19 protein-coding genes are annotated in these 24,402 nt (G+C 41.3%); 13 read left to right on the forward strand and 6 right to left on the reverse strand.

What is annotated here, in order from left to right:
• Nucleotide 1 precedes the first annotated feature (1 nt).
• Nucleotides 2–394: a DUF4783 domain-containing protein gene (locus K7X70_RS21835; RefSeq protein WP_222539030.1), complete on the reverse strand. Its 393-nt coding sequence runs from the start codon at nucleotides 392–394 to the stop codon at nucleotides 2–4.
• 173 nt (nucleotides 395–567) lie between these two features.
• Here K7X70_RS21835 and gpmI point away from each other — a divergent pair, with 173 nt between their 5' ends.
• From gpmI to K7X70_RS21855, 4 genes are all read left to right on the forward strand, one after another.
• Nucleotides 568–2,088: a 2,3-bisphosphoglycerate-independent phosphoglycerate mutase gene (gene gpmI, locus K7X70_RS21840; protein ID WP_222539031.1), complete on the forward strand. Its 1,521-nt coding sequence runs from the start codon at nucleotides 568–570 to the stop codon at nucleotides 2,086–2,088.
• The gene (locus K7X70_RS21845; protein WP_222539032.1) at nucleotides 2,088–2,618 is read left to right on the forward strand and encodes a hypothetical protein; all 531 of its coding nucleotides are present in this window, start codon (nucleotides 2,088–2,090) and stop codon (nucleotides 2,616–2,618) included. The genes gpmI and K7X70_RS21845 overlap by 1 nt, the downstream gene beginning before the upstream one ends.
• A 320-nt stretch (nucleotides 2,619–2,938) precedes the next feature.
• Nucleotides 2,939–4,171 carry a PAS domain S-box protein gene (locus tag K7X70_RS21850; RefSeq protein WP_222539033.1) on the forward strand — a complete coding sequence of 411 codons (1,233 nt, stop codon included), beginning with the start codon at nucleotides 2,939–2,941 and terminating at the stop codon, nucleotides 4,169–4,171.
• Nucleotides 4,172–4,233: 62 nt separating this feature from the next.
• The gene (locus K7X70_RS21855) at nucleotides 4,234–4,629 is read left to right on the forward strand and encodes a response regulator (protein ID WP_062550120.1); all 396 of its coding nucleotides are present in this window, start codon (nucleotides 4,234–4,236) and stop codon (nucleotides 4,627–4,629) included.
• A gap of 60 nt (nucleotides 4,630–4,689) precedes the next feature.
• On the opposite strand, the gene K7X70_RS21860 is transcribed toward K7X70_RS21855, so the two are convergent.
• Nucleotides 4,690–5,316 (reverse strand): tetratricopeptide repeat protein, encoded by a 627-nt coding sequence (locus K7X70_RS21860; RefSeq protein ID WP_222539034.1) that lies wholly within the window; start codon nucleotides 5,314–5,316, stop codon nucleotides 4,690–4,692.
• A gap of 380 nt (nucleotides 5,317–5,696) precedes the next feature.
• Here K7X70_RS21860 and lon point away from each other — a divergent pair, with 380 nt between their 5' ends.
• From lon to K7X70_RS21875, 3 genes are all read left to right on the forward strand, one after another.
• The gene (gene lon / locus K7X70_RS21865; protein ID WP_222539035.1) at nucleotides 5,697–8,168 is read left to right on the forward strand and encodes an endopeptidase La; all 2,472 of its coding nucleotides are present in this window, start codon (nucleotides 5,697–5,699) and stop codon (nucleotides 8,166–8,168) included.
• Between the two features lie 39 nt (nucleotides 8,169–8,207).
• On the forward strand, nucleotides 8,208–8,717 hold the full coding sequence (locus K7X70_RS21870) for a hypothetical protein (protein ID WP_222539036.1): 510 nt from the start codon (nucleotides 8,208–8,210) through the stop codon (nucleotides 8,715–8,717).
• 62 nt (nucleotides 8,718–8,779) lie between these two features.
• Nucleotides 8,780–9,742 (forward strand): lipid A deacylase LpxR family protein, encoded by a 963-nt coding sequence (locus K7X70_RS21875; protein ID WP_222539037.1) that lies wholly within the window; start codon nucleotides 8,780–8,782, stop codon nucleotides 9,740–9,742.
• Nucleotides 9,743–9,754: 12 nt separating this feature from the next.
• On the opposite strand, the gene arfB is transcribed toward K7X70_RS21875, so the two are convergent.
• Entirely contained in the window at nucleotides 9,755–10,165 is a 411-nt protein-coding gene (gene arfB / locus K7X70_RS21880; protein WP_222539038.1) for an alternative ribosome rescue aminoacyl-tRNA hydrolase ArfB, read from the reverse strand.
• An 80-nt stretch (nucleotides 10,166–10,245) separates the two neighbouring features.
• Between arfB and cmk the strand changes: the two genes are divergently transcribed.
• The 5 genes from cmk to K7X70_RS21905 all read left to right on the forward strand — a co-directional run bounded on the left by cmk (nucleotide 10,246) and on the right by K7X70_RS21905 (nucleotide 17,547).
• Complete coding sequence (gene cmk / locus K7X70_RS21885; RefSeq protein WP_222539039.1) at nucleotides 10,246–10,926, forward strand: (d)CMP kinase; 681 nt, start codon at nucleotides 10,246–10,248, stop codon at nucleotides 10,924–10,926.
• A gap of 197 nt (nucleotides 10,927–11,123) precedes the next feature.
• Complete coding sequence (locus K7X70_RS21890) at nucleotides 11,124–11,711, forward strand: TetR/AcrR family transcriptional regulator (RefSeq protein ID WP_222539040.1); 588 nt, start codon at nucleotides 11,124–11,126, stop codon at nucleotides 11,709–11,711.
• A 56-nt stretch (nucleotides 11,712–11,767) separates the two neighbouring features.
• Complete coding sequence (locus tag K7X70_RS21895; RefSeq protein ID WP_222539041.1) at nucleotides 11,768–12,934, forward strand: efflux RND transporter periplasmic adaptor subunit; 1,167 nt, start codon at nucleotides 11,768–11,770, stop codon at nucleotides 12,932–12,934.
• 9 nt (nucleotides 12,935–12,943) lie between these two features.
• Nucleotides 12,944–16,120, forward strand: a complete 3,177-nt coding sequence (locus tag K7X70_RS21900; RefSeq protein WP_222539042.1) for an efflux RND transporter permease subunit — start codon at nucleotides 12,944–12,946, stop codon at nucleotides 16,118–16,120.
• A 44-nt stretch (nucleotides 16,121–16,164) separates the two neighbouring features.
• Entirely contained in the window at nucleotides 16,165–17,547 is a 1,383-nt protein-coding gene (locus K7X70_RS21905; protein ID WP_255607555.1) for an efflux transporter outer membrane subunit, read from the forward strand.
• A gap of 103 nt (nucleotides 17,548–17,650) precedes the next feature.
• On the opposite strand, the gene K7X70_RS21910 is transcribed toward K7X70_RS21905, so the two are convergent.
• Genes K7X70_RS21910 through K7X70_RS21920 form a run of 3 tightly spaced genes read right to left on the reverse strand, consistent with a single transcriptional unit; the run spans nucleotide 17,651 to nucleotide 23,319 of the window.
• Complete coding sequence (locus K7X70_RS21910) at nucleotides 17,651–20,830, reverse strand: efflux RND transporter permease subunit (RefSeq protein ID WP_222539044.1); 3,180 nt, start codon at nucleotides 20,828–20,830, stop codon at nucleotides 17,651–17,653.
• A gap of 15 nt (nucleotides 20,831–20,845) precedes the next feature.
• Nucleotides 20,846–21,961, reverse strand: a complete 1,116-nt coding sequence (locus K7X70_RS21915) for an efflux RND transporter periplasmic adaptor subunit (RefSeq protein WP_222539045.1) — start codon at nucleotides 21,959–21,961, stop codon at nucleotides 20,846–20,848.
• An 8-nt stretch (nucleotides 21,962–21,969) separates the two neighbouring features.
• A complete protein-coding gene (locus K7X70_RS21920) occupies nucleotides 21,970–23,319 on the reverse strand; it encodes a TolC family protein (protein ID WP_222539046.1) in 1,350 nt (449 codons plus the stop codon).
• Nucleotides 23,320–23,683: 364 nt separating this feature from the next.
• On the opposite strand from K7X70_RS21920, the gene K7X70_RS21925 reads away from it, so the two are divergent.
• Nucleotides 23,684–24,367 (forward strand): response regulator transcription factor, encoded by a 684-nt coding sequence (locus K7X70_RS21925; RefSeq protein ID WP_062551153.1) that lies wholly within the window; start codon nucleotides 23,684–23,686, stop codon nucleotides 24,365–24,367.
• Nucleotides 24,368–24,402: the final 35 nt, after the last annotated feature.

Raw genomic sequence — 24,402 nt, forward strand, 5'->3', positions numbered from 1 at the left:
ATTATTTATCCGGCTCTATTCTCAATTCCGTAATAAAAAAAGCATTATTAGACTTTTTCATCGTGATTGAAACCCGGAATTTTCCATTCTTGGTGTGTAGGGAAAGGATGCCAAATCTAAAGTTCGGATTGGCATTAATGGTATGTGTTACCGATGATTTTATAGGTGGATACTTGGTAAAGAAGTTCCTTAGTATCTGCTCGGCCTGTGCTTTAGAATAGACATCTTCTTCATCAATAACGATGAGCTCCAGGGAAGAAGAAAAATTTACTGCTATTTCTTTCGTATTGCCCGCTTTAAAATAACCGGAAAGATTGTCAATAATATCGCTTTGAATAGCAATAACAGAAGAAAAAGAGGTAAACAGAATCGTAAAAAAAAGTAAGGGCTTCATATTCTCTATATAGCTAACCTACCAATGTTACATAAATTATGCCATGATTGGCTGCAGCCAGGAAAACAAAGATACTACAGTTGAATTACAATTAGGCTCAAAAAAAACACACAATACGCTTATATTTGTTAGATTGACAGACAATCGCACGACAATTACTAAATTAATTCAAGATGAATAATAAAAAATTAGTTCTACTTATTCTTGACGGCTGGGGCTACGGGAAGCAAGACGAATCCGATGCCGCTTATGCAGCTAACACTCCTTTCTTTGACTCTTTATTGAAAAATTATCCTAATTCCAAATTGGAAGCTTCGGGTGTAGCGGTAGGATTACCGGCCGGCCAAATGGGGAATTCGGAAGTTGGACACATGAATTTAGGTGCAGGCAGAGTAGTTTATCAGGAATTAGGCAGGATTAATAAAGCAATAGAAGACAGAACACTGCACCAGAACCCGGTACTGCTGGATGCTTTTCATTATGCTAAAGAAAATAACAAGGCTGTTCATTTCATCGGGTTGGTATCTGATGGAGGTGTACATGCCCATATCAACCATCTGAAAGCGTTATGCGATGCAGCTGGCGAACAAGGATTGAGCGACGTATTTATCCATGCTTTCTTAGATGGCAGGGATACAGATCCAAATTCTGGATTGACATTCATCAAAGACCTGGAACATCACCTGGAAAGTTCTACGGGTAAAATTGCCAGTTTAGTTGGCCGTTATTATGCGATGGACAGGGATTCACGTTGGGAAAGGGTAAAACTTGCTTATGATGTGATGACCAAAGGTATTGGCAAACCAACTACCGATGCCGCAACTGCTATTGAGCAATCTTATAGCGAAGGCATTACGGATGAATTTACTGCTCCAATTGTAGTGACTCAGCCAAATGGCAGCCCGGTAGCTACTATTCAGCCTGGTGATGTAGTGATCTGTTTCAATTACAGAACAGACAGGGGCAGAGAAATTACTGCAGCATTGACTCAAAATGACTATCCTGATGTTGACATGCATAAATTGCCATTGTATTATGTAACGATGACGACTTATGATGAAAACTTCGAAAATGTAAAGGTAGTTTTCACTAAAGATGATCTTTCGGAAACTTTAGGTGAAGTATTAGAGAAAAACCATAAAAACCAGATCCGTATTGCGGAGACTGAAAAATATCCACACGTTACTTTCTTTTTCTCTGGTGGCAGAGAGCTGGCATTTGAAAATGAGAAGAGAATACTTATTCCATCTCCGAAGGTAGCTACTTACGACTTGCAGCCAGAGATGAGTGCCGCAGGAATTACAGCAGCAATCAACAAAGAGCTAGCTTCAGGATGGCCTGATTTTGTGTGCCTGAATTTTGCCAATCCAGACATGGTAGGTCATACCGGTGTATTTGAAGCAGTAATTAAAGCTGTGGAAACTGCTGACCATTGTGCAGAGCAAGTGGTAAAAACAGGAATCGAAAACGGTTACTCTTTCATCATCCTTGCGGATCACGGAAATTCAGAATACATGCGCAATGCAGATGGATCTGTAAATACTGCGCATACCACGAACCTTGTTCCCTGCATTTTAATTGACAATGATTATAAAACCATCGCTGATGGAAAACTTGGCGACATCGCCCCTACCATCCTAAAGATTATGGGCATTGAGAAACCAGCGATCATGACCGGTAACTGCCTGGTATAATGAGAAACCATTTAATATTATGTGCTTTTCTTTTGTTGTGTTTTGGCTGTGGAGACAGGGCCGTCAACCAGCAAAAGGAAACACATCCTTACTTCGATCTTAAAGGATACTTTGCGGGAGAAGCGACAAGATTAAGTCGCCAGAAGCCAGTGATTCATAAAACAGTGCTGGTCAATGACTCCACAGAAAGCAAAGACCTGGTGATTCAGGACTGGCCGAAAGAGCTGAGCATATTTTCTGATGCCGACCTCAATAAATCGGCATGGAAAGGTTTGTTTCGGGTTAAAAAAACAGATACAATGGAGCTTTATACCTCCGACAACAAGAAAGTTCCGGTGAAGGAATTGAAAGTCATCAAGAGAAATGGTCAGGTTTATGGCCTTCAAATTTTGATCTGCAATGCCAACACACTATATACTTCCTCAGATACGCTCAGCTATTTTCCAGATAGCTTATATGACGTAAAAAAGAACCAGCACATCAGGTTACTTGCGGAAAAGAATTACCGGATTACCGGAAAATTCAAATAGGGATCCCCCCTATTTTCTACCCATTACAAAATCTTAATGACATAAAATCCTTCGTACGGAAAGCATTCCTTACGAAGGATTTTCTATGCCCCTTACCGGGCAAGACTATGGCATGATAATGGGCTTATTTCAATTGCAAATATGGGGAGTTTAACGAGCAAAACGCCTGATAGGAGCAAGAAAGTCTCTTTTATGAACTGCGATTAAATGGTTTAAACACAACCTGATGCCTGTGGCGTCAGATTTCGGGAAATAAATTCCTCATTTAATGTATTCATATCAGCGATATAAATTCAGTTAACACATTGATCCCTTGAAAAATGGCAACAATAGCGTCATACTTGAAGAAATATAGGAGAACATTTCTTTATGTTATTCCCGCTGATCATCAGTTTACGCTTTTCAGGATCAGTTCATGGAAACTGAATTTATTTAGAGACACCATCATGTATTGCCTTCCATTAGGCATGATTGGGATTCTTTTGTTCCTGGTTAATGAGCTCGCTAAAGGAAAAGTGTTTTTCCCTGTGTTTATGGTGCTGGTTATCATTTCTCTTATGGGGTTTGTAGTAAATAGAAAAATAAAGCTGGATTACAGGATGGTCATGGTGGTAGCCCTGCTCTATCTGATTGCCGTATTGTACTTGCTTTTTGTTGGCTCTGATGGCCCTGGAGCATTATACTTATTGATCATTACGTTTTTCACGGCAATGATCTTTCCAGCGAAAGCGACTTTCATTCCATTGGTGGTCAATATTGTGATTTGTATACTGATTGGCTTAATTATACAGTTTAAGCTTTTCCCAAATGCATTGTCTGAAACTTATGACCTCACTTTATGGATTGCCTATTCCTGGAACTTCATTTTTGTCAGCTTTATCAGTGTTTTTATGATCAGCACCATTCTAAATGGTTTTGAAAAAACCAGGGTTAAAGAAGCCATACTGGTCAAGAAACTGGATGCTTCTGAACGCTACTACCGGAATATCTTTGAAGCGAATCCGGTACCTATGTACATCTTTGAACTGAATACCGGTAATTTCCTGAAAGTGAACGAAGCGGCCATAAAAAAATATGGCTATACCCAGGAGGAGTTTTTATCGATGAACATCACGAAAATCAGACCGGCCTCAGAGATCAGTAAGCTGATGGACATTTTCAGTACTATAAAAACCAGGGAATATTCGGGAATTCTGACACACATGAATAAAAGCGGGCAATTGTTTCCAGTAGAAATTGACACTACCATCGTAAATATCGATGGGATCGACGCGAGGCTGGTTTTGGCGACAGACGTCTCTAAGCGAATGAATTATGTGAGAATGATTGAAAAGCAAAATCAGGACCTAAAGGAAATTGCCTGGATACAAAGCCATAAAGTGAGGGCGCCATTAACGAATATCATGAGCTTAACGGAGATGATGCTGCAAAATCCCCATGGCGACCATATTGATTTACTGTATATGCTAAAGGAATCTACCGAGCAATTGAATGAATCTATTGCTTCTATAGTTCACCAGGCAGACAATAACCAGATGCTTCCACCAGAATGAACAGAATCAACCCTATACATACCTAACTAACAGAATGATAACCAACGAATAAATATAATGCAATGAAAAAATTTTATCTGATAGATGACGACACTATTTTCGTTTTTTTAACAAGAAAAACGTTACAGGTTGCCAATCTAAGTACCGACCTGACCGTCTTTGAAGATGGAAAAAAAGCTTTATTAGATTTGGAGTTGAGTGCCAATCAGCCGGAGTTATTGCCAGATGTGATTTTTCTGGATTTAAATATGCCGGTATTGGATGGCTGGGGATTCCTGGAAGAGTATTCATTGCTGGAGCCTAAAATGAGCAAGAAGATTGAGATTTATATTGTTTCTTCTTCCATCTCTCCATCAGAACTGGAGCGATCTCAGCGCATTCCTGTGGTGACTGACTTCTTGACGAAACCATTGAGCCGCTCTAAGTTTGTAGAAATTTTTGACGGCGCAGAAGTATAAAAAAAATGCCTGCTATTGCGGTTACAATAGCAGGCATTTTCATCACTTTAGCAGCAGTCCTTATTTCAGACTGGCAATCTGTGCTTTCACATAATCGACTAAGCCAATAATGTCTTTACGTAAAGGCTGTACCACCAATACCTTCTGAAAATCGGCAATAGAATTATTAAATAAAGCGATCACAGCAGTTTTTTCCGGTCCTTTCTTCACCTTATACGATTTATAGATGGCGTAATCTTTATAGGCCAGCCCTCTATTTTGTAATAACTGTGTATCTTCTTCCCCATTCAGCTCAATTGCTTTGCTGAAATCTTTAATTGCGGAAAGATAAAAGTTGTCTCTCATTTGACTCAGAGACTCTTTCGGATCATTTGCGATGTTTAATCTGGCCTTTCCTCTATAATAATAGGCAGAATAATCTGAAGGCTTTACTGTAATCAATCGGCTATAAGCAGCAATTGAATTTTCAAAATCTCCACATTGAAAATAAGAATATCCCAGCATCTTCAGCACATTCGCATTGTTCGGAGTTTTAGTATCCGCTTTCTCTAATTGTCCAACGGCAGCCTTATAATCCCCCTTCATCATGGCTTGCAGCCCTAATTTATCGTAACCGCTGTTTTGAGCGATACCGACCTGAGCAGAAAAGACAAATAATAATAAGATGGTGTGCTTGAAATAGTTCATTAAGTTTTATTTAAAAATATTAAATATATTTAGATTTGATTCCCAAGTCCTAATTAAAATCTAAATTAATTTTAGGCAATCCGGGAATGATATAGGTATTTGAAGGCAACTATCATACCAGTTACAAATACCTCTCTTAAACGCTAAATAAATGAAAATATGATAAGCTGAAGAATTATTCTGATTTTTTTTCAAAAAAGGTCAGACAATTACGCATATTGCTTTCGCTGATCTTCATCTATTCCTGACTTTTTAACAGGGAAAAGGCTGGATGAATCTTTTGGCACAGGAGTTGAAAATATAGATAATACAATATAATTAATAATTTCGTAGACGGCATACTGTCAGATTGTCGTTTTTATTTTAGAAAGACTTAATAAATGAGTAAACAAGATCATTTTGATTTTAGCAACGCACTACCCATTATAAATGAAGATACAGAGTTTTTCCCGCTGATGTCCCAACAAGACGAAGACGAGATGAATAATGAAGAGACTCCTGAAGTACTGGCCATCCTTCCTTTAAGGAATACCGTACTTTTTCCAGGAGTAGTCATTCCAATTACTGTTGGCAGGGATAAATCCATAAAGCTAATCAAGGAAGCTTACAAAGGAAACCGGATTATAGGAGTAGTATCCCAACGGGATGTTTCGATAGAAGACCCTACGTTTGAGCAGCTGAACAGCGTAGGAACGGTGGCGCAGATCATAAAGATGCTGCAGATGCCGGACGGAAACACAACCGTGATCATACAGGGTAAACAACGTTTCCGCCTGATTGAAGAAGTTCAGTCGGAGCCTTACATTAAGGTAACCATCAGCAAATTCGAGGAGTCCAAACACAAAAACGACAAAGAATTTAAAGCAATGGTGGCCTCTATCAGGGAAATGTCATCGCAGATCATTCAATTGTCGCCGAACATTCCAAGTGAAGCTGGTATTGCCTTAAAAAACATAGAAAGCACTTCTTTCCTGATCAATTTCATCTCTTCAAATATGAATGCAGATGTTTCTGATAAGCAAAAAATGCTGGAAATGGGCAACCTGCGTGAGCGCGCAATGATGGTGATGGAACTATTGACCCTGGAACTTCAAATGCTGGAGTTAAAAAACCAGATTCAATCGAAAGTCCGCACCGACCTGGACAAGCAGCAAAGGGATTACTTCCTGAATCAACAATTAAAGACCATACAGGAAGAACTGGGTGGTTCTTCATCCGACCTTGAATACGAGGCTTTGCAGGTACGCGCAAAGAAGAAGAAATGGTCTGAACCTATAAAAGAACATTTTACGAAGGAGCTGGATAAACTGGGAAGAATGAATCCCGCAGCGCCTGACTATTCTATACAGATCAATTACCTGGAGCTCTTATTAGACCTTCCATGGAATGATTTCACGAAAGACAACTTTGACCTTAAACGTGCACAGCGCGTACTGGATAAAGATCATTTCGGTTTAGAAAAAGTAAAACAGCGCATTATAGAGTATCTGGCTGTTTTGAAGCTTAAACGCGACATGAAAGCCCCTATCATTTGTTTAGTAGGCCCTCCGGGAGTAGGTAAAACCTCATTAGGAAAATCAATTGCGAAAGCATTGAACCGCAAATATGTACGTATGGCATTGGGTGGCATCAGAGATGAAGCTGAAATCCGCGGTCATAGAAAGACTTATATCGGTGCTATGCCAGGCAGAATCATTCAATCCATTAAGAAAGCCGGTGCTGCAAATCCTGTATTTGTGCTGGATGAGATTGATAAAGTAGGTGCTGATTTTAGAGGAGACCCTTCTTCTGCTTTATTGGAGGTATTGGATCCAGAGCAAAACTCTGCTTTCAACGACCATTATGTAGAGGCTGATTATGACCTTTCCAATGTACTGTTTATCGCTACAGCCAACTCATTGAGCAGCATACAGCCGGCTTTGCTGGATCGTATGGAGATCATTGAAGTGAATGGTTATACGATTGAAGAAAAGATTGAAATTGCTAAAAAATACCTGTTGCCTAAGCAAAAAGAGCAGCACGGGATCAAAACAAAAGACATCGTTCTAAAGAACAGTCTGATTGAAAAAGTAATCGAAGATTATACAAGAGAATCAGGTGTTCGTGGGCTGGAGAAAAAGATCGGTTCCTTGGTCCGTGGTGTGGCGACTAAAATCGCGATGGAAGAAACTTACGAGCCAAACCTGACTTTAGAAGATGTAGAGCGCATTTTAGGTGCCCCTATCTATGATAAGGATCTTTATGAAGGCAATGAAGTTGCCGGAGTAGTGACTGGTTTAGCCTGGACACAGGTGGGTGGAGACATTCTGTTTATTGAGGCGAGTTTAAGCCCTGGTAAAGGAAAATTAACCTTAACCGGTAACCTGGGTGAGGTAATGAAAGAATCTGCTGTGATTGCATTGGCTTATTTACGTTCACACGCTGCTATTTTTGGAATTGACTATGCCCTTTTCGATCATTGGGATATCCATGTACATGTACCTGCCGGCGCAACTCCAAAAGATGGTCCATCTGCTGGTATTACCATGCTAACCGCATTGACTTCTGCATTTACACAGCGTAAAGTAAAATCCAACCTGGCCATGACCGGAGAGATCACCTTACGTGGAAAAGTACTGCCGGTTGGCGGAATCAAGGAAAAAATCCTTGCGGCAAAACGTGCGAATATTAAAGATATCATTCTTTGTAAATCGAATAGAAAAGACATTTTAGAGATCAAGGAAAGCTATATTAAGGACTTAAATTTCCATTATGTAACGGAGATGAGAGAAGTGATTGAACTGGCGTTAATGAAGGAAAAAGTGAAAGATGCGCAAGACCTGAGTGTTAAAATCAAGCCGGTTGCAAACTAGGCTGTTTTTAGTTATTATTGCGGCACCAAACAAATCATAATGAGAAAATTAACACTTGCTTTTACTTTATTTTCAGCCCTTATCAGTACCCAGAAGCTTTTCGCACAGGAAAGCGGCAACACTACACCTGCTACGTCCAGAGCACAGAATATATTTATTGAACTGGGCGGTCAGGGTTTGACTTTTACAGCTAACTATGACTCCAGGTTCTTTAACAAGAGAGATGGTATCGGTGGTAGAGCTGGTATTGGTTACTTTTCAGTAGATGGAGATAAAGTGACCACAGTGCCTTTATCTTTGAATTACCTATTAGGAAAAGGTGGAAAGTACTTTGAACTTGGATTAGGTGCCACTTTTATTGCAACAGGCGGCGATGCAGAAGTCCTTTTCAATAAGAACGAAAGCAATGTAATTGGTACCATGAGTTTTTTCTATCGGGTACAACCGGAGGATAGCGGTTTTGCTTTCAGGATTGGACTTAGTCCGGTCTTCAGTAGGGACTTCTTCCTGCCTTATTATGGTGGTCTAAGTCTTGGCTATACTTTTTAACATAAAAAATACGATATTCAACTCCGGCAAATCTGCCGGAGTTTTTTTTTAGAAAAACAATAATGAAAGCTATCAGCAAAATACTGCTCCCTTTATCCCTGATTTACCTGCTGGCCACCAGTCCGGTTTCAGCACAAAACTTCAAAAATGAGTTTGGTTTTAAAAGCGACAATGATTCCTACCTGCTGCAGGGCTCTGACCGCTATTATACCAATGGCTTATTTATCAATTTCCGCCATGCCTTGAATCAAAGCGGGCTTCCGGAAAAGCTGGAGAAGAAAACTTATGAAATTGCCATTGGGCAAAAGATGTACAACCCTTATTCTGGTGCGGCACCCGATCCGGCAAAACAAGACCGCCCATTTGCAGGCTACTTATATGCGGAAGCTGGATTGAACTGGTTTTATAAAAATGAAAGCATTTTGAAAACCAGCGCGCAGATTGGTGTGACAGGTCCAGCATCACTGGCAGAAAAAGGCCAGGAGCTCTTACATAAATCCGTTGGTTTCTATCAACTGGAGGGCTGGGATTACCAGATTAAAGAAGAAATGCAGGTAAACCTATCCGCGCAATACACCAGATTATTGCACCGTTTTAAGGACCAGGCTGCTGACTTCTCTTTTGAAGGTTATGCGAATGTTGGAACGACCTTTAGTGGTGCTGGTGCAGGGATTTTATTCAGAGCAGGGCGAATCAATCAGCTTTTCAACACGGCTTATACCAATTCAGTAATTGGAAACCAGTCGAAAACAAAGAATTTAGTGAAAAGTGAGCTGTTCTTTTATGCAAAACCTCAGCTTAATTTTGTGGCTTATGATGCCACCATACAAGGCAGTATGTTTAACAATGATAGTCCGGTTACTTTTGGGGTTAAACCAGTCGTGTTTGCGCAGCAATTGGGATTTAATTACAGCAGTCAGCGCTTTACCTTCGATTTTGGGATGATATTTAAGACTAAGGAAGTGAAAAGTACCGCCAGAGCCCATCAATATGGCAGTATTAGTATGTTTTACCGCTTCAACTAATTCAGCAGTAAATTAGTCCAGGGCAGGACGTTTCCGCAAGGTTTTCTTTGTGGAAACGCTCTGTTTGTCCTGTAGCCGCTTCCTGATCACCGATTTCGGTGTCTTGGTGGGCTTTCTCTTTTTTTGAATGTGCAGGCCTGATTTCAGCAGGGCGATCAATTTTAGGATCGTTCGCTCTTTGTTCATCAACTGACTTCTGTCTTCCTGTGAAACGATGTGCAGGTTTCCTTCCTGATCCATGCGATTGTGCAATCTTTCCATCAGCAATGTCCTTTCTTCTTCCGTCAAAAAATCTGCAGAAGGCAAATGAAGGATCAGCTCTACTTTACTGGATACCTTGTTTACATTCTGCCCGCCTTTACCTCCGCTTCTGGAAGTTTTAAAGGTGACTGTTTTTAGTATATCTTCTTTATTGGGTAACATGCAGTAAAAGTAGCTAAAGAAAATCGGCCATTTAAAAAAAATTGGGGGAACAATTCCCTAAAACACTAACTTTGCCCTATATGAGGAAAAATCTGGTTGTAGCTATCGACGGCTACTCATCATGTGGAAAAAGTACATTAGCGAAAGCATTGGCAAAGAAACTAGGTTTCATTTATATTGATAGCGGAGCGATGTACCGGGCGGTAACACTTTATTTCCTTCGCAATCACATCGCCATGAATGATCCTGAAGCAGTAAAAGACGCTTTACAGCATATCGAATTAAACTTTCATTCCAGGGATTACGAATCACACATTACCTTAAATGGCGAAGAAGTATCTGAAGAAATCAGACTAATGCCAGTTTCAGAAGCAGTAAGCGAAGTATCAGCTAATAAATTTGTCCGCAAGGATATGGTGAAACAGCAGCAGCGCATGGGCAAATCAAAAAACATTGTGATGGATGGCCGTGATATTGGCACCACTGTTTTTCCGGATGCTCAGGTAAAGTTCTTCATGACTGCCGATCCAAAAATCAGGGCAGAGCGTCGTTACAAAGAAATGCAGAGCAAAGGGGATACTTCCACCACGCTAGAAGAGGTATTCGAAAATCTGGCGCACCGTGACTATGCGGATACCACCCGTGCAGAAAGCCCGCTGACCCGTGCAGAAGATGCCGTGATTCTGGACAACACCAATATTACTCCACAAGAGCAACTTGATTTTGCAATTGAGCAAGTAAAACTTCATTTTCCACAATAAGTAAAAATGACTAAAATATACTAACTATTGTATCCTATATACAGTAATTATCAACACAAATAGAAGGGCCTCGTGCCCTTTTTTTTGTCAATAATCAGTTACAAACCCTTTCTTAACTTAAACATTACAATTCCATGTTTTAACTCATATATGAGATTAATACTTTTGTTTAACAATTTTGTCAAACTCAAAAGTATATGTCAACTCGCGACACTGGTACGGAACAATTAATCAAAGATACGGCTAAGCACCTGTTTTTTGCGGAGGGTAAATTACATGCCACCACGCAGGAAATCGCCGATGCAGCCGGAGTAAACCGTACACTCGTAAATTATTATTTCCGCTCCCGGGACATCCTGTTTGATCAGGTATTCAACGAGGCACAGGAAGGCTTTGTCTGCACACTGGATGAAGTATTTGACTCCAAAATGCCTTTCAAAGAAAAGATCAGAAACCTGATTTCTGTATTCATTAAAGAAACCGCTCAATACCCTTTTCGCCAGCTCTTCATCATCACAGAAATGAACAGAAATGAGCTGATCAATGCGAAGAAATCAAGGGCCAAAAAAGTGAAAGCTTTTATGGAAGAGATCCAGCTGGAAATGGATAAAGGGCTGGTGAAGAAAATGGATCCAAGGCAATTCATGCTGAATCTATTTTCTTTAATGGCGCATCCTTTCCTTACTGCACCGCTTCATAAAGCAATATTTGGCATGAATGATGAAGAATACGCCATCTTGATGGAAGACCGTAAACAGCTGATCTACGAAACCATCTTCCCATAAAATCACCTTATATATTATATCCTCTTAAAAAACAAAAAAGAACAATACCCATAAAAATGAGATACACCATTCAATCACTATTATTGCTTCCGGCATTAATGATTTTAAGTTCATGCGGAAATAACGGATCAAAACCAGGCGGCCCTGGAGCGGGAGCCCCTCAGGTCAAAGAATACAAAGTATTAGAGTTGCAGCCACGCAGCGCAACATTGAACACAGACTACCCTGCCAGTATCCAGGGCCAGCAAAATATAGAAATCAGACCAAGAGTTGATGGGTATGTGGAGAAGATTTTTGTAGATGAAGGCTCAGTAGTCAAAAAAGGACAGCCATTGTTCAAAATCAATGCCCCTCAATATGAGCAGGAAGTGCGTACCGCAACTGCGAGCATTAAAAGCGCAGAAGCAGAAGTAAGCTCTGCAAACATGGCGGTCAATAAAGTAAAACCACTGGTAGAGAAAGATATCGTGAGTAAATACGAGTTAGAATCTGCACAATATACTTACCAGGCTAAATTAGCCGCATTGGCCCAGGCGAAAGCAGCTTTATCAAATGCAAGAACCAATTTAGGTTATACTATGGTAACCAGTCCGGTAGACGGTGTGGTAGGTGCGATTCCTTTCCGTTTAGGAAGTTTGGTGAGCGGCAACAATGCTGAACCACTCACTACCGTATCCAGCACAGGAAACGTATATGCTTATTTTGCATTCAATGAAAAACTGTTACTTCATTTCTTTAAAAACGATAAAGGAATGACGCTTGCACAAAAGCTGGCTAAGCTTCCTGAAGTTTCTTTAATCTTGTCTGACGGCACTTTATACGATCATAAAGGACGTATTCAAACCATCACCGGACAAATCAATACTTCTACAGGTTCTGCAAATGTACGTGCGAGTTTCCCAAATCCTAAAGGATTAATCCGCAGCGGAAGCAGTGCAACAGTTAGAATCCCGGATGCCATTACAGATGCTATTTTAGTTCCTCAAAGTGCTACCTATGAATTACAAGACAAACGTTTTGCGGTTGTGGTAGACAAAGATGGCAAAACGAAAAGTACGGCCATTACCGTAATGAAAAATACCGCAGGTACTTACTTTGTAGTGGAAGAAGGCCTGAAGGCAGGTGATAAAATCGTATTAGAAGGCGTTGGTACCTTAAAAGACGATACACAGATTAAAGTAACCCCAATAAGCGCAGACGCTGTTTACGCAGATTTAAAATAAGATCCATATATGTTTAAGATATTCATACAGCGCCCGGTGCTCTCTACAGTGATCTCTGTGATCATTGTGATCCTGGGACTACTAGGGCTGCTCGCGCTGCCCATTTCACAATACCCCGACATTGCCCCTCCTACTGTGCAGGTTTCTGCAGCATATACGGGTGCCAATGCCGACGTGGTACTTAAAAGCGTAATCATTCCACTGGAAGAGCAGATCAACGGAGTGGAGAACATGACTTACATGACCTCTACTGCGACCAATGATGGTTCTGCCAGTATTAACATTTTCTTTAAAGTAGGAACTGATCCCGATTTAGCTGCCGTAAACGTGCAGAACAGGGTATCCAGAGCCACTAGCTTACTGCCTCAAGAGGTTACACAAGCAGGGGTTACGGTAACAAAGAGTCAGAGTAGTAATCTATTGATTTTCTCACTTTACAGTGATAACCCTGCTTACGACCAGACTTTCCTTCAGAATTATGCGAAGATCAACCTGGTTCCTGCCATTCAAAGGGTAACTGGTGTAGGTAATGCTACGATTTTCGGATCTAAAGATTACTCGATGCGTATCTGGTTGAAACCAGATATGATGGCACAATACAGCTTGATCCCTGCAGATATTTCGGCAGCATTGGCTGAGCAGAATATTGAAGCAGCACCAGGTAAATTTGGAGAGAATGGCGACGAAGCTTTTCAATATGTAATCAAATACAAAGGCAGGTTAACCAAAGCAACTGAATTTGAAAACATTGTGGTGAAATCAGCAGGGAATGGCCAGTTGCTGCGACTAAAAGATGTGGCCAGAGTAGAATTGGGTTCTTTAAGCTACAGCTCTAACATTAATACCAATGGCAAGCCATCCGTAGGTATGGCGATTAGTCAGACGCCAGGATCCAATGCAAGGGATGTAATTAATGAGTCGAAAAAGATCATTGACCAGGCCTCTAAAGACTTTCCTAAAGGTGTCAACTATGTTTACCTGGTGGATGTAAATGAAAATCTGGATGCTTCAATTGAGAAGGTAGTACATACCCTTATTGAAGCCTTTATCCTGGTATTTATCGTCGTATTTATTTTCTTACAGGATTTCCGCTCTACCTTAATTCCTGCGATAGCAGTACCGGTAGCGATTGTGGGTACCTTCTTCTTCTTAAACTTATTTGGTTTTACGATCAACTTACTGACCTTATTTGCCCTTGTCCTCGCCATCGGTATTGTGGTGGATGATGCGATTGTGGTAGTAGAGGCCGTCCATGCCAAGCTCGACCATGGTTATAAATCTGCCAGAAAGGCGACGATTGATGCCATGAGTGAGATTTCAGGAGCGATTATCTCGATTACACTTGTAATGGCAGCTGTATTTATTCCGGTAACCTTTATTACAGGTTCCACAGGGGTATTCTACAAGCAATTCGGTATCACGCTTGCCGTAGCGATTATCCTATCCGCAGTAAACGCATTGACCTTAAGTCCGGCATTGTGTGCTTTATTATTAAAACCACATGCAGACGACCATAAGCATCAAAGCTTTATCCAGCGTTTTTACACCGCTTTCAACGTTTCATTTGATAACGTAACCAATAAATACAAGAAATCCATCCAGTTCCTTTCTATTAAAAAATGGATTGTATTGGGCGCAATTGTCTTGTTCAGTGGTGCTTTAGTTTTCATGATGAAAACCACCCCATCTGCTTTCGTTCCTGCGGAAGATCAGGGTACTATTTTTGCCAACATCAGCTTACCGCCATCGGCATCTATGGAGCGTTCAACGATCATCGCGAAGCAAGTAGATAGTCTGGCACATACCATTCCGGAAGTAAAAAACACCTTACGTATTGTGGGGCAAAACTTTACTGCTGGTCAGGGTAGTGCGTACAGTATGGTAATTTTGAAACTGAAAACCTGGAGCGAACGCGACCGTGGTATTCAGGAAGTCATCGGCGAACTTTTCGCTAAAACAGCAGGCATCAGAGATGCGAGTATCTTCTTCATCTCTCCTCCTACTATTCAAGGATTTGGGCAGAGTGGTGGATTTGAGTTCCAGGTACAGGATAAAGGCGGGCATTCCGTTCAGGAATTGTTCAAGGTAAACTCTGATTTCCTGGCCAACCTGTCTAAACGCCCAGAGATTCAATATGCAACCACTTCATTTAACCCGAATTTCCCACAATATATGCTGGATGTAAATCTGGAGAAATGTAAGGAAGCAGGAATTACAGTAAACTCTGTACTGAATACCTTACAAGGTTATTACGGCGGATTGTATGCTTCAAACTTTAACCAGTTTGGTAAGCAATACCGTGTCATGATTCAGGCAGATGCCAATTACCGTAAGAATCCAGAAGGATTGAACAAAGTATTTGTTAGAAACAGCAAAGGTGAAATGGCGCCAATCACGGAATTCATCAACATGACCAGAGTATATGGTCCGGAGTCGATTTCGAGGTTTAACCTTTTCAGCTCTATTGCCGTTACAGGTGCACCAAATGCAGGTTACAGTTCTGGTGACGCGATCAAAGCGATCCAGGAAGTTGCGGCAGAATCTTTACCAGCAGGTTATGGTTATGATTTCTCAGGCCTTACCCGTGAAGAGTTGGCTTCTGGTAGTCAGACGGTGTTTATCTTTATCTTGTGTCTGGTATTCGTTTACTTCCTGTTGAGTGCGCAATATGAAAGTTATATCCTTCCATTTGCGGTAATTCTATCTATTCCATTCGGTTTAGCGGGTGCTTACTTATTCTCGATCATCTTTGGATTAAACAGTAATATTTACCTGCAGATCTCCTTGATCATGCTGATCGGTCTATTGGCCAAGAATGGTATTTTGATTGTAGAGTTTGCGCTGGAAAGAAGACGCCAGGGACTGGATATCGTACAATCGGCTATTCAAGGTGCAGTAGCACGTTTCAGACCAATCTTAATGACCTCATTTGCCTTCATCTTTGGATTGGTTCCTTTGATGTTCTCTACCGGTGCCGGTGCCGTAGGTAATAAATCTATTGGTACAGGTGCTGTAGGTGGTATGTTGATCGGAACAATTTTAGGGGTATTTGTGATCCCCGTATTGTTCATTATTTTCCAGACGTTACAGGAAAAAATCAGTGGTCCTTTACACTTAAAGAATTACGAGGATGATGACGAAGACGCTATCGATCCGACTAAAGCTAAAAAAGCGCCGCAGCATTAATCCATTAATTAAGAGAAACAATGATTTTATCCTATAAAAAACAGATGTTCACCCTTGCATTAGCGGTTACCGTTTTTGCCTCTTGCAGGGTGACTAAACCTTACGAAAGTCCGCAGTTAAAAACAATGGGATTGTTTCGTGAGCAAACGTCAACAGACAGCACCACCATGGCGAATACGCCATGGCAAACGGTGTTTGCTGATCCGCAATTGGCTGGTTTGATTCAGGAAGGCCTGGATCAAAATCTGGACCTGAAAAATGCGGTTCAGAATATTGTACAGTCGAAAGCCACTTTGCAGCAAAGTAAAGCAGCCTTTTTCCCTACGCTAACCGCTGATGTAAACGCATCAAGGAATAAGCAGTCACAAGCTGGATTGAACTTTCCTCCGGGCATCAATATCAATACGCTGACCAACTCTTTCAAAGCGCAGCTGAGCACCAGCTGGGAAGCCGATATCTGGGGTAAACTGAGCAGCGCAAAAAGAGCTGCCTTAGCGACTTACTTCCAAACGGATGCTGCAAAAAGAGCGGTACAAACTCAGCTGATTGCTGATATAGCGACCAGTTATTATACCTTGCTGGCATTAGACAGCCAGCTGGAAATTACCCAGCAGACCTTAAAAAGTAGGATTACTGGTGTAGAAACCATGAAAGCTTTGAAAGAAGGTGCAGTAGTAAATGGTGCGGCAGTGGTTCAAAGTGAGGCCAGCAGATATGCAACAGAAGTAACGATTCCAGATTTAAAGAGAACCATCAGAGAGACTGAAAACGCGTTAAACATCCTGTTGGCGAGAGCTCCAGGGCCAATTAACCGTGGTAAACTCCTGAATCAGAATCCAACCAGCGATTTAAAAATCGGTGTCCCTACTCAATTACTGGAAAACAGACCAGATGTACAAGCTGCAGAACTTTCTTTTAGAAGTGCATTTGAGAACACCAATCTGGCCCGTACTTATTTCTATCCTTCCTTCACCATTACGGCGACAGGTGGTTTGTCAAGTCTGGATCTTAAAGACTTCTTCGACAAGTCTGTATTTTACAACTTGCTGGGTGGATTAACACAGCCAATCTTCAACAAAGGCTTAAATAAAGCCAGATTGATTACAGCAAAATCTGCACAGGAACAAGCAGTAAACAACTTCCAGAAAACACTATTGGTGGCAGGGAAAGAAGTATCAGATGCTTTATATACTTATCAGACAGCAGTAGAAAAAGAAGAAGCACGTGCAAAACAAATTGCTGCCTTGCAAAAATCGGTAGATTATACTCAGGAATTATTGAGATTTAGCTCTGCCACGAACTATACAGATGTACTGACTTCAGAGCAAAGTTTGCTTGCAGCACAACTGAGTGGTGTAAATGACAGGTTACAAAAACTACAATCTATAGTTAATTTATACAGAGCATTAGGTGGAGGCTGGAAATAATTCCCGCTAAAACTTCCTCATAAAACGCCCCCGAAAAGTGAAAACTTTAAGGGGGCGTTTTTATAATATAGGAAATCCTGATAGGCGTGTAAAGAATGAGGTGTTAATCATCCTCGGCATGTAAAGTGTTTTTATGGTCTTCTGGTTTATAACTGGCTTGCAGTTCGGCCAGTTTCTTTTTGCCATAGGCGAATCTGGTGATCAACACGAATAATACCGGCACAATAAACAGTGCCAATATCGTGGCTGACAGCATCCCTGCAGCTACTGTCCATCCAATAGTTTGACGGGAAACTGCACCTGCACCTGAAGAGATAATCAAAGGAATTACCCCTAAAATAAAGGCAAGCGAAGTCATAATAATCGGTCTTAGCCTCAACCTTACGGCTTCTATTGTTGCTGCAATCAGCTCCATACCCCAATCTACGCGCTCCTTTGCAAATTCCACAATCAGAATCGCATTCTTAGCCGATAAACCAATCAGGGTAATCAACCCTACCTGTGCATAAATGTTATTGTCTAATTTTGGCAGAAAACTTAAAGCCAGAATCGCACCAAATAACCCTAAGGGCACGGAAAGTAAAATCGAGAAAGGAACGGACCAGCTTTCATACAATGCAGCCAGTAAAAGAAATACGAATACAATAATCAATGCAAAGATCATGGCGGTACTGTTTCCTGCCTCTGTTTCCTCTAAACTCAATCCAGAAAAATCATAGGCATAATTGGACGGTAAAATTTGGGCGGCCACTTCCTTTAAAGCATTCAGCGCATCACCGGAACTGCTGCCTGGTTTTGCGGCTCCACCTATCTCAATCGACCGGAAAAGGTTGTAGTGATTGATAATAGAGGCATTTTCAATCACCTTATAACTCACCAAAGAACTCAGCGGCACGGAAACGCCTTGTGCATTCATCACCCTCAAGTGCTTTAGGTTGTCGATATTTGCCCTATAATTGGTGTCTGCCTGACTCACTACGCGGAAATTCCTGCCATATTTCGTAAAATCGTTGATATAGCTGCTGCCCAGATAAGTAGAAATGGTACTATAAACCGCAGCAATGGAAACCCCCATTTTTTTTGCCAGATCCCGATCTACATGTATTTTATAGTTCGGTGTTCTGGAGTTGAACAGCGTATAGGCCATTCCAATTTCAGGTCGCTGATTAGCTGCTGCGAGGAATTTCCCCACATTGGCTTCAAACTCTTTGATGTCCCCGCTTTGCTTCTCCTGGATCTGCAGACTGAAACCACCACTGATTCCCAGTCCCGGAATCGCCGGAGGAGAGACCACCAGGACACTTCCATCTTTATCACCGGCAAAGCTTTTCGTTACATTCGCCATAATGGCATTTACATCCCGTTTACGAAGGTCCCAATTTTTAAGCTGCACAAAGAAAGTACCGGCATTCGATTTAAAGGACCTATTCAGAATATTGATTCCACTAATGGAAGTGATATTGTCAACTTCAGGATTGTTTTTTCTAATACTGTCTGTGATTCTTTTAATAAATGCATCTGTACGCACTGCAGAAGCACCTTCGGGTAGACTTGCCCCGATTAAGAAAATCCCGGCATCCTCAGAAGGGATGAAACCTGTTGGTTTTTTAACAAATAAACCACCTGTCCCCAGGTATATACAAAGCAAAATAATCAGCACCAGAGGAATTGACTTTAAGGCTTTTTTAACCCCCATAGAGTAATTATGCGTTACTCCGGCAAACCACCTGTTGAATTTATAGAAGAACTTATTCAGCCCTTTAGAGTCTGCGGTTAAATTCATTGGAACTAACAAAAGAGAACACAATGCCGGCGTTAGCGAAAGTGCAATGAAAGCAGAGATCAATACGGAAACGGCAATCGTAATTGCAAACTGCTGATACAGCTGTCCAACCATTCCCGGAATGAATCCGACTGGAATAAACACTGCTGCTAAGATTAAGGCAATGGCAATTACAGGAGCGGTGATGTCGTTCATCGCCCTGCGTGTGGCATCGGGAGCCGATAAGCCATCATGGTCCATATAATGCTGAACCGCTTCTACGACCACAATCGCATCATCCACCACAATACCAATGGCGAGTACAAAACCAAACATCGTCAGGGTATTGATGGAGAAACCAAAGAAAGTGAAAAAGATAAACGTACCGATAACAGAAACGGGAATGGCCAGTACGGGAATCAGGGTTGCTCTCCAGCTTTGCAGGAAGAAGAACACCACCAATGTAACCAGTACCAAGGCTTCAATTAAGGTGCTGACCACCTCGCTGATCGACACTTTGACCACGGTTACGGTTTCGTAAGGAATTGTATAATCCAGGTCTTTTGGAAAGGACTTTTTCAATTCATTCAAGGCTTTTTGAATCCCGTCTGCGGTTTGTACCGCATTCCCTCCCGGAGTCTGGTTGATCATCATCAGAGAGGCTACTTTTCCATTTACTTTAGAGCTATTGGCATAGCTAAAGGCACCCAACTCCACTCTTGCTACATCTTTTAGAAAAACAACGGAGCCATCTGCACCTGTTTTAATGATGATATTTTTAAACTGATCTACAGTATTCAGGTCGCCATCCAGAATCACCGAAAACTCAAATGTCTGATGGCTGGCTTGTGGAGGTGCCCCCACACTTCCCCCGGGAATCCTCGTATTTTGCTCCTGCACCGCAGTTGAAACAGCGGCTGGTGTTAACCCATAATTGGCCAGTTTATTCGCATCCAGCCAGATCCGCATACTAAATGGCTGACCAAAGGCCTGTACATCTCCTACCCCTTTCACACGTAATAACGCGTCTTTCACATACAGATTGATATAATTGGAAATAAATTTATCATCATAAGTCCCGTTTGGGGAATACAAACCAACTACCATCAAAATATCATTGTTGGCCTTTTTGGTGGTCACGCCTAAACGCGTTACTGCCTCCGGTAAAGAGGGTTCTGCAATGCCTACCCTGTTTTGTACATCCAGAGCGGCGATGTCAATATTTGTACCTACATCAAAGGTGACGGTAATCGAAGAACGTCCATCGGAGGTACTATTGGACGATAAATACTTCATTCCTGGCGTACCATTGATCTGACTTTCTATGGGAGTAGTCACTGTTTGCTCCACGGTCTGCGCATCAGCCCCGGTATAAGCTGCAGAGACAGTAACCGTTGGCGGCGCAATACTTGGGTACTGACTGATAGGTAAGGTAGTGATGACAATAGTTCCAATCAGTACAATTAAAATAGAGATGACGATGGCCGTGACCGGGCGCCTGATAAATACTTCTGAGATCATAAGCTTGAAATTCTTTTAAAATTTTACCACGGCACCAGGCCTTACATTTTGTGCACCATCTGAAACGATCAATTCACCTGCTTTCAATCCATCTTTCACGACTACATTTTTATCAAATTGTTTTCCCAGTTGAATGATGCGCTGCTCTGCCTTATTACTATCAGCTACTACATACACATTAAAAGAGCCCAATTGTTCTATCACCGATTTATATGGAATCACCAATTCATTATTTTCAGACTTGTTCAGTACTTTCATATTGACCGTCATCCCGGCAATCAGTTTTCCGGACTCATTTGGATAACTGATCCTCACCTTGATTGCTCCTGTGGCAGGATCTACGGCACGGTCTATTGTGATGATCTTACCCTGACGTTTATACAAACTGCCATCTTGCAGCTGTACCGTAAAAATAGAGTCTTTGACCGCCGCCGGATTGTTTTTCAGTTTCTGGAAATGCGGAATATCTGCCTGATTAACGGTAATGTCTACTGCGATTGGGTTTCCGGTAGAAACCGTATTTAAAAGGGTAGAACCTGCGGTTACCAGGGCACCGGGTTTCACTTGTGAAATCCCTATTGTTCCCGTCAGCGGGGATACGATCAATGCATTTTGAAGGTCGTTATTTGCGGAAGAAAGTGTTGCTTTTGCCGCAGCAACCTGCGATTCGGCATTGGCCAGATCCGTTAACGCATAATCAACCCGCTGTTTAGCGATGGCATCCTGAGCGGCTAGGTTTTTATAGCGATCTGCATCCTTTTTAGCCTTATCACGATTGGCCTGTGCCATCTGCACATTTGCTTTAGCAGAATTATACGCCGCCAGGTATTTGGTGCGGTCAATTTCATAAAGCTTCTGCCCCTTAGTTACTTTTTGTCCATCCTTTACAAAAATGGCGGTCACAAAACCACCCACCTGTGCACGGATTTCTACTTCATCCAGAGCCACTACTACCCCTGGATAGGAATCCACCGTGGTAACCGGCTGAGCAGCTACCTTATAAACAGATACTGGAGTTGCCGGAGGTGGTCCGCCCTGCTGCTGTGCAGCCTTATTTCCATTACCGCATGACGCTAAAGAAATGGATCCCAAAATAACAATGCCTAGTTTTACGTGATTAATCGTCTTCATTTGAGTACTTATTGGTTTACGGTAATTGTGCCTAATGCTTGTTCTACGTCCAGTCTGGAAGAAAGCAGACTATACAAAGAATTTAAATAATTGAGTTGTGCGGTACGCAGGTCTGTTTCCGAAGTCATCAGATCCAGATAGGCTTTGATGCCTTCATCGTATTGCAATTTGATGGTCTGGTAAACCTGCCGCGAAATTTCCACATTTGCACCCGCTGTTTTCCAATCGTTCAAATTGGCCTTATAAGTGGCCATAGCCTGCTCATATTGCGTCTTGATTTGATTTTTGGTGTTGATCAGGTCGAGGTCTATTCTTTGCTCCTGCAACTGCGATTTCCTAAGTTCCTGGATTCTTTTTGTACCTTGAAAAATCGGCAGTTTCAATGTTAACCCAAACAATGAACTTGGATAGTTTTTATCATAAAGATTGCTGAAATTGTTATTCAGGTAGTTCCAGTTGTAATTGATAAATCCGGAGATATTGGGTAAGAAAGCCCATTTATTATAACTGGTATTGAGCTGCTGCAATTGCTTTTGTGTTTGCAGTAAACGGTATTCTACCCTATTCTCATAAGTTTCTCTTTGATTGGTATCGATCAGGATTTGGTTTTCCATCTTTACTGCATCAAAATTCAGACTGAATTCCTTTTCACTACTATAACCGACCAGCTCTTTAAGGTAGGCATATTTGTATTTGATCAGTTCCTCTGCCCGCTTTTTGTCCGCTCTGGAATTACTCAGACTGATCTGTGCTCGCTGATAATCGGTTTTATCTACCAGTCCAAAATCATACTGTGCTTTTGAATCTTTGAGTTGTTTTTCTAATCTCGCATTGTTTTCATTAATGATCTTTATTTGTTCTATGCTGGTGAGCACATCAAAATAGGCTTTACTTACACTCACTACGGTATTGATTTTCGTATTTTCTGTGTTCTGCAAATACTGCTGTCTATAGTATTTGGCCGCTTTAGAAGCCTGAATCAAGCCTGCATCCAGAAATTTCTGATCGGCCTGCAAAGTAAATGCAGAAGTGTGCCTTGAGCCAAAAGTCAGTAATGTAGGAACGCCATTCATGGTCAGCTGCTGAGTTTGCTGTTTCAGGTTATTGTTATAATTGGCCGTTCCATTGATCTGAGGAAACCAACCAGAAAGTGCTGATTTGATGTCACGTTCCCCAATCTCTTCATCTATCAACGACTGCTTCACTCCGGGTTTATTCAGCAGCGCATAAGCAATCAAATCCGGAAGTGTCACGTTTTTAAGTTCTCTGGTGTTCTGTTCCCTTTGTCCAAAAGCAACTGAGCACCAGGTAACCGTCAGGATTAGGAGAAACGTTAAGATCGATTTGTGTAGTTTCATAGGGTAGGGAAATGAAGTATTTATAAAATCATCATGGTTTGTGTTCCTTTCTAAAAAATGAATACCAGTTCCCCTTTTTAATCTTTTTTATCGCCGTCGCCTACCGATACACATTGTTTATTTGATGCTATTGATTTAACCAGATGAAGAGAGATTCTTAAGCGATATTATCGTGGTTTTTATCATAAAACGTTAATTAATCCTACTAATACTGTAGAGGTTTATGATTTGACAACAACCTATATATCAATATTGTTTCAGGATATTTAAAATTATAATCCAGGTTTTTCACCACCCGATTTGGTTGTTTTTTACAACGATCAAATCCAGAATATTAATTGTTTTTTTATGTAATATTGGCCCTATGAATATCCTGATTGTGGAAGATGAAAAAAACCTGGCACTGGAAATGGCCACATTTCTGGGCAAAGAAGGTTATACGATAGAGCATGCCTGGAAGAAATCTTCCGCAGCAGAAAAAATATTTGTGAACACTTACGACTTTATTCTGCTGGATCTTGGCCTTCCTGACGGTGATGGTTTTGAATTACTCCATCAGTTTAAACAATTAAAAGACCGGGAGGATGCTGTGATTATCTTAACAGCCAGAGGCGATGTGGAAGACCGGGTAAAAGGCCTGGAATCCGGAGCAGATGATTACCTGCCAAAGCCCTTTTCCTTAACGGAACTACTGGCCAGAATGCATGCGATCATCAGAAGGAAACATAAACTGGAAATGAATGAGGTAAACATTCATCATTTTATCTTAGACATTAAAAACCACAAACTGAGTTTTGAAGGACAAAAAATCAACCTGACTGGAAAGGAGTTTGAGATTTTTAATTACCTGGTATTGAATAAAAACAGAGTGATTTCGAGGATTAACCTGACAGAACATGTATGGGGCGATATTCTGGAAATCAACTCCGACTCGAATTTTGTGGATGTTCATGTTAAAAATTTAAGGAAAAAGCTGTCTGCACATGCGCCTATTGACTGGTTTGAAACGGTTAGAAGTATCGGTTACCGGATAAATTCTAATCTGTAAATACTTTTTGAATATTCATAAAGACCTATAAAACT

The sequence above is a fragment of the Pedobacter polysacchareus genome (assembly GCF_019802255.1).
GTDB classification, from domain to species: domain Bacteria; phylum Bacteroidota; class Bacteroidia; order Sphingobacteriales; family Sphingobacteriaceae; genus Pedobacter; species Pedobacter polysacchareus.

What these genes read in the sequence shown, in the direction of transcription:
- K7X70_RS21835 (WP_222539030.1), bottom strand. Translation starts at nt 394, where the DNA reads ATGAAGCCCTTACTTTTTTTTACGATTCTGTTTACCTCTTTTTCTTCT.
- gpmI (WP_222539031.1), top strand. Translation starts at nt 568, where the DNA reads ATGAATAATAAAAAATTAGTTCTACTTATTCTTGACGGCTGGGGCTAC.
- K7X70_RS21845 (WP_222539032.1), top strand. Translation starts at nt 2,088, where the DNA reads ATGAGAAACCATTTAATATTATGTGCTTTTCTTTTGTTGTGTTTTGGC.
- K7X70_RS21850 (WP_222539033.1), top strand. Translation starts at nt 2,939, where the DNA reads ATGGCAACAATAGCGTCATACTTGAAGAAATATAGGAGAACATTTCTT.
- K7X70_RS21855 (WP_062550120.1), top strand. Translation starts at nt 4,234, where the DNA reads ATGAAAAAATTTTATCTGATAGATGACGACACTATTTTCGTTTTTTTA.
- K7X70_RS21860 (WP_222539034.1), bottom strand. Translation starts at nt 5,316, where the DNA reads ATGAACTATTTCAAGCACACCATCTTATTATTATTTGTCTTTTCTGCT.
- lon (WP_222539035.1), top strand. Translation starts at nt 5,697, where the DNA reads ATGAGTAAACAAGATCATTTTGATTTTAGCAACGCACTACCCATTATA.
- K7X70_RS21870 (WP_222539036.1), top strand. Translation starts at nt 8,208, where the DNA reads ATGAGAAAATTAACACTTGCTTTTACTTTATTTTCAGCCCTTATCAGT.
- K7X70_RS21875 (WP_222539037.1), top strand. Translation starts at nt 8,780, where the DNA reads ATGAAAGCTATCAGCAAAATACTGCTCCCTTTATCCCTGATTTACCTG.
- arfB (WP_222539038.1), bottom strand. Translation starts at nt 10,165, where the DNA reads ATGTTACCCAATAAAGAAGATATACTAAAAACAGTCACCTTTAAAACT.
- cmk (WP_222539039.1), top strand. Translation starts at nt 10,246, where the DNA reads ATGAGGAAAAATCTGGTTGTAGCTATCGACGGCTACTCATCATGTGGA.
- K7X70_RS21890 (WP_222539040.1), top strand. Translation starts at nt 11,124, where the DNA reads ATGTCAACTCGCGACACTGGTACGGAACAATTAATCAAAGATACGGCT.
- K7X70_RS21895 (WP_222539041.1), top strand. Translation starts at nt 11,768, where the DNA reads ATGAGATACACCATTCAATCACTATTATTGCTTCCGGCATTAATGATT.
- K7X70_RS21900 (WP_222539042.1), top strand. Translation starts at nt 12,944, where the DNA reads ATGTTTAAGATATTCATACAGCGCCCGGTGCTCTCTACAGTGATCTCT.
- K7X70_RS21905 (WP_255607555.1), top strand. Translation starts at nt 16,165, where the DNA reads ATGTTCACCCTTGCATTAGCGGTTACCGTTTTTGCCTCTTGCAGGGTG.
- K7X70_RS21910 (WP_222539044.1), bottom strand. Translation starts at nt 20,830, where the DNA reads ATGATCTCAGAAGTATTTATCAGGCGCCCGGTCACGGCCATCGTCATC.
- K7X70_RS21915 (WP_222539045.1), bottom strand. Translation starts at nt 21,961, where the DNA reads ATGAAGACGATTAATCACGTAAAACTAGGCATTGTTATTTTGGGATCC.
- K7X70_RS21920 (WP_222539046.1), bottom strand. Translation starts at nt 23,319, where the DNA reads ATGAAACTACACAAATCGATCTTAACGTTTCTCCTAATCCTGACGGTT.
- K7X70_RS21925 (WP_062551153.1), top strand. Translation starts at nt 23,684, where the DNA reads ATGAATATCCTGATTGTGGAAGATGAAAAAAACCTGGCACTGGAAATG.